This is a genomic window from Methylocaldum sp. 14B, from assembly GCF_002005105.1.
In the GTDB taxonomy this organism is placed as follows: domain Bacteria; phylum Pseudomonadota; class Gammaproteobacteria; order Methylococcales; family Methylococcaceae; genus Methylocaldum.
The window spans coordinates 19953-38061 of record NZ_MSCV01000037.1 but is presented as its reverse complement, the minus strand read 5'-3'; the positions used below and the strand labels follow the sequence as shown (position 1 = coordinate 38061).

11 protein-coding genes are annotated in these 18109 nt (G+C 55.1%); 5 read left to right on the top strand and 6 right to left on the bottom strand.

Features of this window, described 5'->3' with window-relative positions; all coding sequences use genetic code 11:
* Positions 1-40 precede the first annotated feature (40 nt).
* Both B2A78_RS21525 and B2A78_RS21520 read left to right on the top strand, forming a co-directional pair.
* A complete protein-coding gene (locus tag B2A78_RS21525; RefSeq protein WP_077732114.1) occupies positions 41-2506 on the top strand; it encodes a TonB-dependent receptor in 2466 nt (821 codons plus the stop codon).
* 77 nt (positions 2507-2583) lie between these two features.
* On the top strand, positions 2584-3831 hold the full coding sequence (locus B2A78_RS21520) for a PepSY-associated TM helix domain-containing protein (protein ID WP_077732113.1): 1248 nt from the start codon (positions 2584-2586) through the stop codon (positions 3829-3831).
* Between the two features lie 206 nt (positions 3832-4037).
* On the opposite strand, the gene B2A78_RS21510 is transcribed toward B2A78_RS21520, so the two are convergent.
* Entirely contained in the window at positions 4038-5273 is a 1236-nt protein-coding gene (locus tag B2A78_RS21510; protein WP_086133894.1) for an anion transporter, read from the bottom strand.
* Between the two features lie 577 nt (positions 5274-5850).
* Between B2A78_RS21510 and B2A78_RS21505 the strand changes: the two genes are divergently transcribed.
* Positions 5851-6888: a polysaccharide deacetylase family protein gene (locus B2A78_RS21505; RefSeq protein ID WP_077732111.1), complete on the top strand. Its 1038-nt coding sequence runs from the start codon at positions 5851-5853 to the stop codon at positions 6886-6888.
* Positions 6889-6938: 50 nt separating this feature from the next.
* On the opposite strand, the gene B2A78_RS21500 is transcribed toward B2A78_RS21505, so the two are convergent.
* The 3 genes from B2A78_RS21500 to B2A78_RS21490 are packed head-to-tail and all read right to left on the bottom strand — an operon-like array spanning position 6939 to position 10520.
* Positions 6939-8063: a glycosyltransferase gene (locus B2A78_RS21500; protein ID WP_168175513.1), complete on the bottom strand. Its 1125-nt coding sequence runs from the start codon at positions 8061-8063 to the stop codon at positions 6939-6941.
* Between the two features lie 13 nt (positions 8064-8076).
* Positions 8077-9228, bottom strand: coding sequence for a GNAT family N-acetyltransferase (locus B2A78_RS21495; protein ID WP_077732109.1), 1152 nt, complete (start codon positions 9226-9228; stop codon positions 8077-8079).
* On the bottom strand, positions 9225-10520 hold the full coding sequence (locus B2A78_RS21490; protein WP_077732108.1) for a glycosyltransferase family 4 protein: 1296 nt from the start codon (positions 10518-10520) through the stop codon (positions 9225-9227). Before B2A78_RS21490 ends, B2A78_RS21495 begins: the two co-directional genes overlap by 4 nt.
* A 1292-nt stretch (positions 10521-11812) precedes the next feature.
* Between B2A78_RS21490 and B2A78_RS21485 the strand changes: the two genes are divergently transcribed.
* Complete coding sequence (locus B2A78_RS21485) at positions 11813-12862, top strand: hypothetical protein (protein WP_077732107.1); 1050 nt, start codon at positions 11813-11815, stop codon at positions 12860-12862.
* Positions 12863-13305: 443 nt separating this feature from the next.
* On the opposite strand, the gene B2A78_RS21480 is transcribed toward B2A78_RS21485, so the two are convergent.
* The gene (locus B2A78_RS21480) at positions 13306-14043 is read right to left on the bottom strand and encodes a polysaccharide biosynthesis/export family protein (protein ID WP_077732106.1); all 738 of its coding nucleotides are present in this window, start codon (positions 14041-14043) and stop codon (positions 13306-13308) included.
* A 99-nt stretch (positions 14044-14142) separates the two neighbouring features.
* Entirely contained in the window at positions 14143-15588 is a 1446-nt protein-coding gene (locus B2A78_RS21475; RefSeq protein WP_077732105.1) for a lipopolysaccharide biosynthesis protein, read from the bottom strand.
* Positions 15589-16603: 1015 nt separating this feature from the next.
* Between B2A78_RS21475 and B2A78_RS21465 the strand changes: the two genes are divergently transcribed.
* A complete protein-coding gene (locus tag B2A78_RS21465; protein ID WP_077732103.1) occupies positions 16604-17476 on the top strand; it encodes a hypothetical protein in 873 nt (290 codons plus the stop codon).
* Positions 17477-18109 lie beyond the last annotated feature (633 nt).

Sequence of the window (18109 nt, the reverse complement as noted above, 5' to 3'; positions counted from 1 at the left end):
AGCCGTCGCAAGACCCATAACCACAACAAAGGAGACGACCATGGTCCATAGCGACCGCCCCGTTCGCAAGCCGGGGCATCGGGGGAAAGCACTTCCGAAACCGTCCGCTCTGGCGCTGATTTTCGCCTTGGCCGGACGCGACGCCCTTGCGGGCGCCGACCGCTTCGATTTCGATTTGCCCGCACAGCCGCTGTCCGCCGCCCTGGACAGCGTGGCCGACACATCCGGCATCAAGCTCATGTACGCCGACGCCGCGGTGCAAGGACTCAAGACCCAGGCGGTGCGCGGGCGCATGACGGCCGACGAGGCCTTGAAGCGGGTGCTGGCCCGGAACGGCCTGCGTCACGAATGGGTGGACAAGACGCTGGTGGCGGTGAAGGAGGACCCGCAGGCGCCGAAGGACGCCAGCGTCGCCCTGGACCTGGTATCCGTTACCGATTCGGCGGAGGACGAAAACCCCGGCTATGCCGCGATCCGCACCTCCACCGCGACTAAAACCGACACACCGATCATGGAGACTCCCGTGTCGATCCAGACGGTGACTAGACAGGTGATGGAGGATCAGCAGGTGGTGCGCGTGGAAGATGCCATCAAAAACGTCAGCGGCGTGCAGAAGAATTTCGGTTTTGGCGATCTGCGCGAAAACTTCACGATCCGTGGCTTCACCGCCGATGCCCAGATTTACCGCAATGGCGTCCGCTTGGGGCGAACCACGTTCGAAACGGCGCATTTGCAGCAGATCGAGGTTCTGAAGGGGCCATCCTCCGTTCTCTACGGCCGTATTCAGCCGGGCGGGATGGTGAACCTGGTGACCAAGCAGCCGCTCGATCAACCGTACTATGCGCTGCAGCAGCAGTTCGGCTCCTATGATTTCTATCGAACGACCATAGACGCGACCGGGCCTTTGACCGATGGCTTGAACTATCGCGTCAATCTGGCCTATCTCAATTCGGATTCATTTCGCGACTTCGTGGATCAGGAACGGGTATTTTTCGCTCCTTCGATCAGCTGGAAACTCGGTGAACGAACCACTTTCAATCTGGCCCTGGAATACACCCACGAAAATTCGGTCATCGACAGCGGCATCGTCGCCCTCGGTGATCGCCCGGCCAAGGTCAAGCGCAGTCAGTTCATGGGCGACCGAGGCGATTTCACGCAACACGACGGAATATTGCTGGATTTCAACTGGTCCCATGCCTTCAACGATGACTGGGCACTCAAACACACTTTTATCTACGATGACCGGGATTACCGGGAAAGTTATCGACCGGTCGTCGATTTCGGCAACGACGAATATCATCGCGGCTTGTGGCAGGTCGAAAATCCCCGGCGCACCTATGCCACGAGCCTGGATTTGAACGGAAAGTTTGAAACCTTCGGCGTCAAGCACAATCTCCTGCTCGGCGGCGATTATTATCGGCGCCAGGAACTCGGCGAAGGTTGCGCCGGCCCCGGACAGTCCGGCAACTGCTTGCCCTGGCCTCCAGGCATGGACGGCTTCGACCCGTTCAACCCGCGGGGAAATCCCGCGTTCAATTTCGACACCCATCGTTTTCCGTCGCGCCGGAGCTTCAACTACGACACGGCATCCCTGGAAGAGTGGTACGGGCTGTACTTCCAGGATCAGATCACCCTGTTCGATCAACTGCATATCCTGGGCGGCGGACGCTACGACTGGATTCATCAGAAGAACACCAACCGCTGGAACCACTTGCTCTTCACCCAGAACCAGTTCGATGCCTTGGAAACCCAGTTTTTCAGCCCGCGTGTCGGCATCCTCTACCGTCCTTTCGAATGGTTATCGCTATACGGAAACTTCGTGGAGTCCATCGGCAGCAACCTGGGCCGTTCCTTCAGCGGCGAGATCCTGACGCCGGAAACCGGCACGCAGTACGAGATCGGAACCAAGACCGAATTCTGGGACGGCCGTCTCATCGCCAGCCTGGCGTATTACCACCTCACCAAGGAGAACATCCAGGCGGTCGATGTGGCGAATTCGGCTAACAGTACCTTCTATAAGACACAGGGACAGGCGCGCAGCCAGGGTATCGAGCTGGATGTGGCCGGCAGGATTACCGAGGATCTAAGCGTTATCGGAACCTATGCGTTCACCGATGCCCGAATCAAGCGGGACAACCAATTCCCCGACAACGAAGGCAATCGGCTTCCCAACGTTCCGGAGAACTCGGGCAGCCTCTGGGTCAAATACGACCTGCCGTTCGAATTCGTCAAAGGGCTGAGCCTGGGCACTGGTGCCTATGTCGCCGGTCAGCGGGAGGGAGATAACGAAAACAGCTTTCAGCTACCCGGTTACGTGCGCTGGGACGCCATGGCGGCTTATCGCTTCAATGTCGGGCCGACGCGGCTAACGGCGCAAGTGAATGTCACCAATATTCTGGACAAGACTTACTTCAAAGCGACCAACATGCTGGATGGCGCACCACGCGCAGGAATCACCGTCGGCGAGCCGTTGACCGTCCTGGGGTCGTTACGTCTGGAGTATTGAACGAACACCGCCACCGGAATATCCCGTCTCGTTCATCGTTCCGGGAAACCGGACGAGACGGGAGACAGGAACCGAACATGAATCGAACCGTCACCCCCTCCACCCATCGAAGGGTTCGCGAAAGCGGGAGAAGCCGCCGGCTGAGACGTCTCCAGGCCCGGCGCAGGCTTTGGCTGAAAGTCCACCTTTGGCTGGGGCTGGGGCTCGGTTTGTTCCTGGCGGTGATCGGAGTCACCGGCTCGGTGCTGGTGTTCTGGCATGAAATCGACGAGTCCCTGAACCCTGACCTGTACCGCGCATCGATCCCGCCCGGACCAGAGCGCAGGCCCTTGGACGAGATTCTCGCCGCAGCCGAGCGAGCCGCGGCGCCGGGCTGGGAGTCGGGCTGGCTCGACGCGCCGGACGGTGCGGGCATGAATTACGTGTTCAGCTTCTACTATCCCGAACAGACACCGACACCGCCGCCGGAGGAAGCGGCCGCGCTCAACATCGCCGTGAATCCCTACACGGCTGAAGCGGTAGGCCGGCGCGTCTTCTACCACACCCGGAATCCGCTCCGGCATTGCCTCATCGGCTTTGTCTTCAAGCTCCACTACGCTCTGCTGCTAAAGGACTTCGGCGTCATTCTGGTGGGAGCGATGGCCGCGCTGTCGGTCGTTTCCGTCCTCAGCGGCCTGATTCTCTGGTGGCCGCTGGATGGCAAATGGCGGCGGGTATTCACCATCAAGCGCCGCGCCAGCACGGTACGTTTCAACCATGACCTGCATCAGGTCTCGGGGTTTTACCCCGTGATCGTGCTTCTGGCCCTCCTCGTGTCGGGCCTTTACTTCAACCTTCCCGCGCAGTTCCGCTGGCTGGTGGAACGCTTTTCGCCCCTGACGCCGGAGCCCACCGCATCGGGCAATCCGGGCACGAATATGCCTTCAATCAATTTGGAAGCCGCCCTGGCGCGGTCGGAATATCCGGGCGGCGTGCCGCAGTTCTATTCGTTTTCCCCAAGCGACGAGGGGCTCTTCACCGCTTGCTACCGAGACATCCCCGAATTGCGCCCCCACGTGCTCGATTCCCGCTGTCTGGTGCTCGACCGGCGCAGCGGCGAGCTCCTGCAGGTGCGAGATCCCGCCCATGGCAGCGGCGGCGACGTGTTCGTGCAATGGCAATGGCCGCTGCATTCCGGAAAAGTCTTCGGCTTACCCGGCCGCATCCTGGTGTTCCTCTCCGGCCTCGCCTGTCCGGTGCTGTACGTCACCGGGATCATCCGCTGGCTACAGAAGCGGCGGGCCAGGCAGTTCAAGAAACCGGCACAGAACCGTGGATTCGGGTGAGGAACGATCTCAACCTGCCGTCGAATTCAGAGAGCCGACCGGATTAGCGGGTGAAGTAATCGACAATGCTTTCCATTCGGACATCACAACTCCCGGAACTCTGGAAGTTTGCAGTTTTCGAATGCGCGCAATGAGGTCGGCGGCGTGTCGTTGCGCGTGATGCAAGACGGGACGATCTCCCTTATCCCAAGCAAGGACCATCGGCATCATCTCATTCTCGACCAGTACCACGCGGCACCGATAGCAATGGTAAGCAGGGTTACCGGCACCCCCACCATGGCATGACGTCGCCAGGTGATCACGATGTTCCGGCGTGCCGCTGCGTCCACGACGATGATGTTCGCGATGCTTCCGATGATCAGCAGATTGCCCGCGAAGGTGCTCGACAAGGCAAGGAGCAGCCCCGCGTCCGGATGGATGGCCATGGGCAGGAGCAACATCACGGCAGGTACATTGGACACGACGTTGCTGAGCAGGAAGGATGCGCCATAAAGCGGCCCGAGATCGTGCAAGTCGAGTCCGGCGTTCGCCAAGGCCGACACGGCCTGCCTGGGCAGCTCCGTCATCTCCAGGGCATGGTTGACTATGAATAGCCCGATGAACATCAGGATGATCTGCCAATCCACGAGACCGAGCATATGTCTCGAATGAAGTTTCCGCGACAGCAACAGTACGCCGGCGCCGCCTAAAGCCAATATTTCGCGCGGCCAACCGGAAAACAGAAACGCCGCGAACAGCGCAGCTGCAACGCTTAGCCCTTTTGTCGTCTGCCAAGGATCGAAACGCGCATGCCGTTCGAGACGCGGGTCTTGGTCGACTCCGATCCGGCTCGGCTCGAACTCCCAACGTCCGCGCCAGCACAGCGCGATCAGCAGCCAGGTTATCGCAAGCCCCAGGCCCACCGGAACCGCGGCGTCTCGAAGATAATCGACGAACGACATTTTCAGGGTCTCGCCGATCAGCATGTTTTGCGGATTTCCGATGAGCGTGACGGCCGAGCCGATATTGGACGAGCAGGATAAGGCGAGCAGAAAAGGCACCGGATCGAGGCGACGATTCACACAGACATCGATCAATACCGGGGCCGTCGCGAGACAGACGACGTCATTGCTGAACACGCTGGAAAGCCCCGCCGCCGCAGCGATCAGGGCCGCCAAGAACACAGCTGGACTCACCCGGAGCGTGCCGAGTTTTTCCGTCACCAGCGTATAAAATCCGCCCAGCCGCAACTGAGCCGAAATGACCATGAACGAGAAAAGAAGAATCAGGGTGGGAACATGAAGCGCCCTGCCCGCTTCCTCGAGCGTGAGCGACTCGGTGGCAATCAGAGCGATCGCGCCGAGCACCGCAATGCCTGTCCGATCGAGCTGGAGAAAAGGCAAGCCGCCCAAAATCATGCCGATATAAACGAGGGAGAAAACGATAACGATCGTAGCGATCACGATTGAAGGTCCGATTCCGCAAAATGGCGCGAAGTATAACCTGGCGGCACCTTCCGGAGCTCGATACCTGCCCGTGTCGCGGCAAATCCGGCTGCCTGCGGCCGGACCGCGGTATTCATCGAAAAACGACAGGCGTAACGGTGTTTATCTCGATATTCGGTAGAAACACAACCGGCTCGGCTTAATCTCAAGGAATCGTCTTTTTGTCACACCGGCCGATCACTCGTAATGTATTGCTTACATAATTTCCGGAATTCAAAAATAGCCCGTATGATACTTAGTTAGTCGAGTAACATGACTGTCCGCTCATGAGATATCGGTCCCGGCAGGAGTCATAGATGCGTGTTCCATACTCCGTTGAAGCATCGGCCATATCTTGCTCGCTCCTGAATCATCAAAACCGTTTTTCGAGTGGTTTTTACTGTACATAATATTCCTCTGTCCGTTATGATTGCCTCATCTTCATTGATCATGCTGAGATTCACCTGATACACTCGGGATCCATCGTTAACCGGAATATCATCGGCTAACGAGAGTGACTTTAAAATGGACTTTAAAGCCATGGCAGGATTGCTATATGTCAAACCCAGAATCAGTTATCAAACCGATCGAGCGGGATTCTCTTACATTAACCGAGTCTGCTTTTCGATTATCTTGGCTTTTGCCAAGATCGTTATACAAAAACAAACTCTCGATACTAATGTATCATGGCGTAGTGCGGCGGCCGTTATCGGTGCCGGATTACTGCTTTATTACCGAAGCTCAGTTTCGAGAGCAGATGGAATACCTCGCCAAGTATTGCCGAGTCGCCGCTTTGCCGGACGCGATTCAGCGGCTGCGATCCGGATCCATCGACCGTCCGACCGTGGTCATTACGTTCGACGACGGTTATCAAAATGTCTTTGACGTCGCTTTTCCGATCCTGCGGGAATTCCATTTTCCGGCAACGGTATTCGTAAACACCGGCTTTGTCGGAACTTCGAAGACGATTTGGTTTTGCCGCTTGATTCAGGCGATCGCAAATACGTTTATGCCGACTCTTGAATGGCAAGGCCTTAAATTTAACCTATCCACAGTAAACGCCAAGGCCATTGCATCGAGAAAACTACAGTGTTACCTCAAGAAACTGGAACACTGCGATCTTCTGGAACAGCTCGAGCGAATTATCGAGAAGCTCGAGGTTGATAGCAGTCTTCTCGATTCCTCATCGGATTTTCGGATCATGGATCGGGACGCGATAACTGCCATGACTAACTCCGGGCTAATCCATTTTGGGGCTCACACGGCTTCTCATTCGATCCTTACGAGAGTTCCGCTTAAGGCAGCACGTGATGAAATCGATGAAAGTATTGGTTCGATATCCGACTGGACGGGCCAAGCTTGCCGGTTATTCGCATACCCGAACGGTGGGTCCACCGATTACGATTACAAAATAATTCATATTCTTAAAGACTTCGGAATCCTCGCAGCAGCAACAACCATTCAGGGACCGAATACGGCACATACGCCAATGCTGGAACTTAGACGCTATGGCGTCCACCCCGGTCTAACTCGAATGTCGTTCCAATGCAAGGTGCACCATGTACTTTATCGTTCCAATGCGGAGGTCAGCTGAACGACGAATGGCACCAGGTTCGCCGACGGCGGCGCTCGAATACCAAGTTATCAGGAGGAATTTGTCCGCTCCAGAAGTTCCTGATAGATGTTTTCGAGCTTTCGCACCTGATTTCGAACATTAAAACGCGCCTCGGCGACGTCTTGTCCGCCCTGCGCCAGCCGCAGCGCCTCGTCTGGCGTACGCAGCAGACGAACACAGGCTTCCGCCAGTTGCGTTTGGTCGGCAGGAGCGACAAGCAAACCGTTCTTGCCGGGTTCCACCATCTCGGGGACTCCGCCGACACGGCTCGCCACGATCGGCAAACCGCTCGCCATCGCTTCGGCCAACACGGTCGGAAGCACATCGTCGAGTGTGGGAAGCACGAAAAGGTCGCTGCCTCCCAATATCTCCGGAATATCGTTGCGAGCACCGGCAAATAACACTCGATTCGTTAATTTGTAAGTCGTGGCGAGCGACTTCAACTGACTTTCGAAAGGGCCGGCACCGACGATCAGATAATAGGCGTTCGGCACGGCTTCGAGGATGTCCGGCCACGCTTCGATCAGGAATTGGATTCCCTTTTCCCGACGCAATACCGCAACCGTGACGACCAATGCCGCATCCGCCGGTATCCCGAAGGTCTTGCGCACTGCCGCTCGGTCTGCTTCATTGCGACGGCGAAAGGAACTCGTATCGATTCCGTTGTAGAGCACCGAAATCCTTTCCGGCGGCACACGCCCTTTGGCCACGGCATAATCGCCGACCGCCGCAGAAACCGCGATGATTTTGTCGTGAAAGTTTCTCAGGGCAAACCACGCGACTTCGCTTCTACGGATTTCTTTTGACGTCGCTTCGGGATAGGCAAATGTATGCAGAGTGTGCACAGTCGGAAGACCGACGATTTTGGCGGCAATACCGCCGTGTACCGTGACCGTTTCGAGCTGGGTATGTACCAGATCGATTCCGTGACGCCGGAGATAGCGCACGAGAGACACCACATTCATGAAATCGCGGATACCCGAAGCCGGCAGCAGATCCACCGGCACCCCCAACCTCTCGATTTCGGCGGCAATGGGATTTCCGTCACGGACCCGAAACACGCAAACACGGGGCTCGTATCGATTCCTGTCGAGATGCTGGAGATAATTGAACAGCATCCGCTCGGCACCTCCCATACCAAGAGAATCGATCATGAACAGTATGCGGTCAGGATGCGGCTTTGGCATGGCGGTTACCCCAACCGAGATTCGCCTTGATGGCGCGGCGGCCCTGGTAGGCCAGCTGATATGCTCTGAGAATCAGCCAGCCAGGCATGCTCGTGGCGATCCGTAAACGCAGGTCCGTCCTCGCCGTGCTGGTCCATAACGACTTGTAAGGCTCCTCGCCGCGAAGAAAGTCGAATTCCTCGGTACCCTCGCTGATTGCCTCTCGAACCGCATGCAGCATGATTAAGGCGCCCGGGCTGCACTCGGCCCAAGCTGGGTCGTAGCCCGATTGGTAAAAGCTGAATTTGCCGCCGAATTTGTAGCAATAGATGGCCGCGATCACTTGGCTCCCGACGGTAAGCAAGTACAGCCGAAGCCATCCTTTGTCCAGAAAACGCTCGGCAACCGCGGTATGAAACTCGATCGCCCGCTTCTGCGCGAACGCTCCGGGGTTACCCTTTTGCTGCTGCCTGGCCTGATGCAAACGCACGAGCTCACGGATAGCATCTGAAAGCTCTGCTTTCGTTTCGACCCTTCGATAGCTGACCGGCCCGCTCGCTCGGGCCTGAAGCCGTTTGGCCTTGCGGGTGAAGTTATATCGGCTTTGTTTTCCGATCGAGGCCCAATAACCGTCCCACGTATCGGGAAGCGAAAGATAAGGGCAGACCGAGTCGATCGCCATGTGGCTAGCATCATCAGGCCGTTGCTCGATGGTATCGAGGAGTGCCTTGACAAAGGCCGAATCGGCTTTCATGGCATCGAGCCGGACGATATCGTGCTCGACCGACTTTCCGACCAGGCAATCGACGAAGAATGGCATTGCCGCATGGCTATGGCTTGGTTTAGCGATCACGTCGAGATGGTCGATGACCCGGTCGCCGGCCATGAACGATAGTTGCCGCAGGCGGAGACCGGCGAGATTTACCGTTTGCAAAGCGAGCGGCAACAGCCCGACCAGCCGGCCATCGTTTCCGTCGCGAGCTGTAATGACCCACGGCTTATAGCGTCCTCGGCCGAAGCAGGTCCACCATGTGGATATCCACTCCCAGGTGAGGAATATATTTCCCAGCCCGGATGCGTCGAGCAAGGCATTCCATTCCGATGCGAGCGCGAGAAATCCCTCTTCCGATTGAACGATCTCGATCTTGATCATCGTATTACCGTCCGTGCGTCGTTTGCCGATGAAGCTGTCTTTCCGCGGACGGCGGGTCCCAAGGCGATGTCTTGGAGTACCGTCAACATGTCTCTGGCTACGGAATTCCAACTGTACCGTCTCTCGGCGAGCGCTTTGGCATCCTTGCCCATTTTTTCGGCGAGATCCGGGGCCGCTAAAATCTTTCCAAGTGCATCGGCCAAGGCCGGCGGAGACGCGGGCGGCACAAGGAGACCGGTGATTCCGTCTTTTACCACCTCCGGAAAATTGCCGACCGAGGTCGCCACGACCGGCCGACCGAAAGCGTGGGCTATCATCAGCGGCCCGCTTTGAGTGGCGCTGAGATACGGAAAGGCCACAACCGTAGCGAGCTGAATCAATTCGCTCACCTCATGGTTGGGTATGTAACGAATATCGAAAATCGTGCGCCGCTCTATTCCTAACTCCCGGGCCAGTCTGCGCAATTCGTTTACGTCGACCGATTGCGTCGGGTAGCCCGCGACAACCAATTTGGCTCGATATTTATCGCTCTCGATCAAAGCAAAGGCGCGAAGGAGATCGGGAACGCCCTTGCTCACCCGAAGATTGCCGAAAAACAGTACCACCCGGTCGGAAGCCTCGATGCCATAACGCTCGGCTAAGCCGACCTTTTGGGCCTGACTGAAAAATAGACTGGACACCCCGTGCTGGATGATGTGGACGCGCTCGGAAGGCACTTCGAGCTCGGCCAAGAACCGATCCCGATTTATTTCCCCGTGGATGAACACGGCGGAGAACGCTTTATATACGGTTTTCTCGAAAAACCCCGTCGTCCGATCGATCAGGGCATTGATTCGAGACAAGCTCGGATCGCGAAACTCGTACTCATGGCACACGTCCGCCAAAACCAGGCCATGACGCTTAAGCCTTCGAAGAAAAAGCGAGACTCCGGGAAAATAGAACCGTCCAAACAGAATGACGTCGGGTTTCTCGGCGATCAGATAATTCGTCAGGCGAATCCACTGGCCGAGTAGTCGAGAAAACCTCAACACTCTTCGGCCGGTCCACCAGAACCGGCGCCAGGTTTTCGCCAGGACTCCTCGCGGCTGCTTTCGCACTGCGCGCGAATCGACGATCTTCCACAGATGCAATCGCTTGTCGACACGAAAATTATGCGGACAGCCGCTGAGTTCATACTCATCTGCGGTCACTAAAGTGACGTCCGCTCCGGCATTCGCGAGTCCGGTGCATAACTCGTAGGCATAGTGCACCAACCCTCCCTGGCCCGTAGGCTCGACGACAAATATCCTCATCTTAAATCCCTGTCTTATATATAAGGTACCGACAACTTCCCTGTATCAGCACTGACGCCATGAGTCGCTCGATGATCCAACAACCGTGAGGCCCGGCGATTTCCGCCCTCGATAAACCCCACACGGAAGATCAAAAACCTTGGCTAGTCAGCGAGATTACGGTTTCCCTCAACTTGAATTCCGCACGCGATCGAGGGAATGGCGATTTGCTCCGAGGAATAGCACCCGTCGGACGGAGCAGCGAATGCTGGCCCCCAATGGGACCTCGGGTTTAGATGAAGCGGAAACGGTGCGCTGTCCATCGCCAGACTCTCCGCAAGTCGACTATCCTCCTTGAATGGGCCGGGAACGAGAACGGTCCGGCCGAAACGTTTTTCACTATATCAAACAGTCGTCGGATGAGAAAAGACGAACAATCACGACTTGTGTCGCCTTTCTATGGTGCAAGGGGTATGTGCTTAACCGTCGCTCTCCGGCGACCCCTCGACTTTCCGATCCCTTACATGCGTTTCGGGTGTCATTTCCGCCCCCTCCAGTGACCCCATTTTCGCTGCATACGCCCGGCGCGTCCTCTTCCATCGAACCACACATCTTTTTGGATAGGAGCGATCCTCTGTCGCATATCAGCGTCGATTGATAAGTAATTCTACGTAGTCGGCGACACCCCCAAAAAGCCAATCCCGCGTCAGCTCTAGGTTTGATCGATATTGGCACGGCACATGCTTTCATCGGCTACGCAAGTGACGAGCGACTACCCGACAACAAAAATTGGTTTTACTTCAATCCACTTGCGCTTTTTTGCTTGGAAACTGAAGCGTTAAACATGCTTGCCTTTGTGCCCCTTAGGTAATTGGCGGTCTCGGATATCCGACCCCGTGAGTAGGGCAACACGCTGCTCCCAGAGCAGTTCCCCCGAAAAACATTCGGGCCTACTCAATCAGCCTTGAATAACCCAGTAATGAATGTCACCGACGTTTGCCTTCATCAAACGTGGCTGATGCCTTTTTCATCACTGAGTTATTCGAAGCGGTACTTAAGACACATGGGATTCAGCCATAGCTTAAAAGGGGGGGTGCTCGTACTTTTGGAAAACGAATGGAACTGCTTGAACAGCCGGTAGTTCGACCAACGCTGAACCTGTCAGGAATGATGGAGTTGGTCCCAGGGACGCTAAAGCTCGGTGATTACGGCGGTTTAGATCAGCCGTCGCACTGAAGCTTACATAACCTGGCATGGCCGCGAAGAGCCGCTATGCCTCGAATTTGTAGCGAAAAAATCCCACGGGAGAAACCATGAAATTTGTAAACTCTTACCTTCCTTCAGCCAAATGCGCCGAAAAACGAGTTGCCGACGGTCGCAGCCATAGAATCGTACGCAAAGCCGTCCATGGCCTGTCGATAGCAGCGACCCTGGTCATGGCTCAATCGGCCGGTGCCGCCGACGATTATGTTCGTCCGTTCGGCCCGAACGCGCCCTGGAACCGACCGGTGGACGGGCTGCCGCGTCATCCCCAGTCCGATGCCTTGACCAATCGCCTGTGGCAATATTCGCCGTCGCGGGTCGGCAATTTCAATCTGTCCTTCAGCGGCTATACCTATCCGGTGTACATGGCCAGCACCGCGAAGGGCTCTTACCAGGTCCAGGCGGGGATGGGTAACCTCAACGGTACCAAGATCCCCTGGAGCCCGGACTGGAAGCCCGCGACCGGCTCCGATGGCCAGGTGATCATCCTCGACCCGGACAGCGGGCAGGAGTGGGATTTGTGGCAGGTGAACTTTAACGGCTCCCGGATTCGCATCTCGAACGGCAATCTGGTGCCGGGCTCGTATTTGACCAAGGAAGACGGCTTCAAACCCTCGCGCGGCTGCGGCATTTCCTATCTCGCCATGCTGGTGAGACCGGAGGAGATTGCCCAGGGCAAGATCGAGCACGCGCTGTCGATGCCGAGCCGGAACACCGCGAAGACCTTCGTAGCGCCGGCCACCAAGTCGGACGGTCGGGTTACCCAGAACGGTATGCCCATGGGCACCCGGTTTGCGCTGAACATCACCGATGCCGAGATCGACGAGTGGGTGAACTCCTTGCCGAGCGAATTGTCGGACCAGACCCGCCAGGCGGCGCGGATCATCGCCGTAGCGCTTAGGGATTACGGCTGGTTCATCTCCGACACGGCCGGCGGCGCGCACTTCCAGTTCGAGGACAACGCCACCGCCAAAGCCAAATGGGAGGCGCTGGGCTTGGGAGAGCAATACATCAACTATAAGAACTATCCCACCGATCTGCTCGATGGCTTGCTGACCAAACAGCGTATCTATGCGATAGCTCCTAGCGACCAATACTGATCGAGCTTATCGGTACGGAAACCCTGCGTGCGCGTTTTCTCGAGATAAGACAGTTCGTCCGTTCCCTCTCAAAGTGAGACCGCACGCAGGGTAAATACCGACTGGGCTAGCCCAAGCCGAGCAGTTCTGAACCCACGTCGCCGTATCCGCCTCCCCGCGATTCGATTGCGAGAGGCGATAATCGTCGGTGGGCCCAGCTCTACTCCGAACTCTCCCTCAGCCGGGTTTCGACACTCGGCCACGTCGATCCATCCTCGGGCGGGATTTTTCTCGCCCCGGGATGCATTCATAGATCAACCGAACACCGGAAAAATCGGTTTCGCCAACCTTTCCCTCAGGCTGCTCATGCGTCATGAGGCGCGAGTCGCTCGCGATCTCATAGGCGGAACAGTCCGCCGACGGTCCTAAATCGTTCCAGATACTGCTGGTCCTTTCCTCAAACCTCAAAACAGCGGTATGAAGAGCCCGTTGAGCATCAGTATTTTCCGGATTTGATCCATGAAACCCGCAACCTTCGCCACCCCGCGCTTCGGCACAAAAACGACATCCGTAGGCTGAAGCAGAAAATCCGAATCGCTTAACTCGCCGTCGAGGATATTTTCCACATCGACTTCATGCGTCAACGGTTGGTTGTTGGGTCCTTTTCGGATGACGGTGACATCGTTGATATTTGCAGTCTCCAGGAATCCCCCGGCTTCGTCTATGGCTTGGAGGACCCCGATCTTGTTTCTTACCGTGATGAATCCGGGCTTTGCGATGTCGCCCGCCAAGTAGACCCTCGGCTCGGTAAGCGTCCGGACAAGCACCGTGACGGCAGGATCTTTCAACTCTCCGGAATAGGCGTTCGTCAAGACTTCGTCGAGCTTCGCCGGGTTTATCCCTGCCGCCTGCACGTCGTCGATCAGTTGGAGAGAAATCTTGCCATCCGGCCGCACGATTACCGACTCGTTGAACTCAGGGGTATAAAAGAATTTCACGTCCAGCTGATCTCCGGGCTGAATGATGTAATTAGGCGGAACCTCATACCTGCTCTCCACCTCGGCCAATGCTACGCTGGGATCAAGGACGGGCCGGTTAACCGTACACCCATAGCAGCCCATGATGATGATCAGCGTCATCAGCCCTGCCAGACGACCGGAAATAGCTTTGCGACCTCGCGCAATCGGGTTGACTCCGTTCATAGCATCCTGTCCATTAGATAAGTCGTGGTTTACAAAAATACGTGACGTAATTCGGTACCTGGTTTACGAAAGCTCGACATCTAGCATTCTTTCGCTGCCTTAACGCCTGACGGCATCGAGTATCGTATTTGCTCCCTTAATAACGACCTCCTTTTCTAAAAGCCATAGTGTTCCGAAATAAGCGGCGGCTCCCGTTACTCCGGCAACCAACAGTTGCACCACGGGAGGCTGATCGCCGATGCTGTAGACCAGCGGGGTGGTAACAATGGTGAGCGCGGTCCCGCCGACAAACGCCGGCCTGAGTGCGCGCATCAATTCCGACACCGTAACCCCTATCACCCGTACGATTACGAACAAATGAACGATTTTTACTAGGAATGCCGTTGCGATTAGGCTCAATGCCACCCCTACGAGCTGGTATTGAACACCCACGAGAAGTAAAGGAATCAGTATTATGATGTGTAGTATGCCCATTTTTAACAACAGTGCCGGGCGTCCAATTGCCTTATAGATATCACCCGCTGTCGTTCCGATCGAGAAAATAAGAAATGCAACAGGCAGCAACCGGAGAATCGGAATCGCGCCCAACCACTGAGCCCCGAGCAAAACCTTGACTATAGGTTCCGCTGTGATAATGAGACCGAGAGAGATCGGAACAATAAAAACCTGAACGTATTGGGTTACCGAAAGAAATGCTCGTCGCAGCAAGTGGGGCTGGTGCTGTATCGTCGCTAACGCGGGAAACATCGCTCCCGCCAATACCACCCACACATTCATAATCAGTAGATCGACGATACGATAAGTTATCGAATATATCCCGAGCGCCGCATCTCCGAGGGTTCGTCCAATAACGATAAACTCGATATTCGATACAAGTGCGTTAATCAGGTTAAATGCCATGAAGGGTATGCTGAACTTCAAAAGGCGGCCAAGCTGTGGCTTTTTGATGCGCATCCTGAGTTTTTGCCGCAGTGCGATGCGCGCTAGGATGACGCCCGAAAGCGAACTCGATAGCTGTCCGATGATCAGCGACCATGCCCCGAATCCTTTGACGGCAAGAACGATCGTGACAACTGCTTTGATAAGCAATCGCCCGAGATCCGGTATCAGCTTTTTGCGAAACGCCAAATCCCGCTGAAGAAGCGCAATGTGGACCGAACCGAAAGGATCGATGAGGAACGTCAAAGCAAGTATCCGCAACATCGGCTCGACCGCCGGTGCGCGAAAAAAGACGGCAACCGCCGGAGCTATGGCGAAGGTAAAAAGAAAAAAAAGAATTCCGATGACCAGATTCGCGGCGTAAACGGTGTTCGCCGCTTCCTGTACATCGTTTCGCTGCTGTATCAGGGCGCTTCCTAAACCCAAGTCTTGCAGCAGCGAAAAGTATGAAATGATGATTGTCGCTAGACTGACTATCCCGAAGGTTTCGGGTGGCAAGAGCCGGGTAAGTACTGCCATGGTGATCAGTACGACGCCTTTGCTCAGTGCAAAAGACGCGTAGTTCCACGCCACGGCATGTACGGTCTTTCTGCCAGCATGAATCATTGTTCAATCCCTTGTCGCGAATTCGTTCGCAGGCCATTCTTATGACGTCATGTCATAAGTCCCAACTCTGCTTACAGCACTATTAAGGCAGAACCCTACCGGTTTGCCCTCCTTGTTCATCGTGCGATACACAAACCGACTGGCGCTTCGTACTCTAATATAAATCTTGCCGATACGCCAAGAGATGCGATTCCCTATTGCATTGTTGATACACTTCGCCCGTTGCGTGCATCACGCCGAGTTCCTCCTGGCTGTTATCTCGACCGAAGCGAGTGGCGGCTTAACGCCTTTGTTACACTGGCCCGTCCTCGCATGTTTCGAAACCGGCTCAGTTGCTATGACTTAGTTGAACCTCTATCGGCCAGTTGGACTGCCGGGGCAGCGGAAAGATTCAAACAAAGTTATTCTTAGTGATATCGAGCTTCGAAAAGCCGATTTTTTGTTGATTTTTGTCTATTCTGATTACGCGACTGTTTGATATAGTGAACGCATTCGGCCGGACTTCGCGCAGTCCCGGTCCGTCCCAGGGAGGATAATCGACTTTTGGAGTCTGGCGATGGACAGCACCCCCATTCACGCGAACCCGAGGCACTGCCATGCAGGCGGATTGTCGCGGCCGCGTTACTCTCCGGCCGGTCTCGTTGCCTGGCCGTTCCTGCATCACGATGTTGAATACCGTCCTCTAGCTCATCTAAATTTGTCGGAGTGCAGCAAAACTTTCGATCTGCATTATGACGGCTTTGAAGCGGTCCCGATCGCTCGAGCTGTCGACGTCGACATTCATTCCGCTGCACCCAAGGTGAATTTAGCGCCTGCGCACAGCCGGCCGAAGCGCGGAAGTCAAACCCGCCGCCTTGGAGCTATCCTGACGGCTTATCGTTCAATTTATCGGAGGTAAAAATACATACAGCGATTGCGCGCAGCACAAGGACTTGATGCAGCGCCCTCTCACTATTCGGAGAATCTTAACGGACAGATAGAGAGAATAAAGTTTGCAGAAAAGGAGTGTTTGCAAATGAAATCTATTTCAAAGGACTTGCTTGGTCTGCTTACGACTGTCTTTATACTTTTCGGCCTAAATACCTTAGATCCGGGAACGGGTTCGATCGCCAGCATCTCCACTCCCACAAAAATTTTAGCCGCCTTGTCGGTGCTCACTATCGTGGCGGGCTGGAAATTCTGGACCAAACATTCCATATACCTGCCTCTCCTATTAGTTATAAGTACAAACCTCGCTTTATCGGCACGCCATAATACCCAATACAATAATTACATCTTCGGTTTTTTAGAAACCATTCTTCTGAGTATATCGGTGTATTTCTCCCATGCCGTCGCCAGGTGGATGGCTTACGTTTCAGAGGAACTGGAAAGCATGCTCTTGAAAGATCTGCATAAACCGATCGCCAAGCTCCCGGACTCCATGAATGAAATCAATACATATCTTTATCAAAGCAGGCGATCCGGAAATCCGCTTAGCGTTATCGTATTAGACGTGAAGGAAAACCTTAACAAATACTCGCTATCCCACTATCGAAAAATGATATTTCATGAGCTTGCCGAACGCTACTTGAAGCGCTATCTGACGGTAAAGTTGATAAACCGGATCGTCGCCGGGTTTCGACGCAGCGACATGATCGTAATGTGTACCGAGCATGACTCCCGGTTGTTAATCATGTGTCCGTCAACAAGTCTCGAAGCATGCAATACCGTGGCTCAACGGATACAAACGAGCGCCAAGAAGGATCTGGACCTTCCCGTATCGGTTGGTGCAGCGTCTTTTCCAAGCGATGGGTTCACACTTGAAGCCTTAATCAAAACCGCCGAGTCAAATATCGTGGATGGCAAGCAGCCCCTGCCTGTCGAAGAAACCGAGGAGCAAGCTGCATGATTACCCCAACGCTAAGAGAGCGATATGGAAATGATCTCGACTGGTTAGGTCGATTCAAGCCAAGACTAAGAATCTCCAACAACCAGGGTTACTTGATAGCCAAGCGGCTATTCGACATGCTATTTGTAATACTTACGAGTCCATTGTGGATACCGCTAATATTAATTATTTCATTGTTCATTAAACTGGAATCTCCACGAGATCCCATATTCTTCTTACAAGAACGGACCGGTAAGAACGGCTATCGGTTTTGTATCTATAAATTCAGAACCATGGTTCCAAATGCTGAAGCGCTCAAATGTGAACTCATGCACTTGAACGAACTACAGTGGCCGGACTTCAAAATCCAGAATGACCCGCGGATAACCCGCGTAGGAAAGATATTGCGGAAAACAAGCCTGGATGAACTCCCGCAAATTTTTAATCTCTTGTTCGGCCAAATGACGTTAGTCGGACCACGGCCGACATCTTTCCACCCCGAAACCTACCGGCTCTGGCAAACCGAACGCCTGGATGCGATACCGGGAATCACGGGCTTGTGGCAGATTCTGGGTAGAAATAAGACTGAGTTCGACGAACGCTCACAACTCGATATCGCTTACATTCAGCGAGCCTGTCTCCGACTCGACCTGG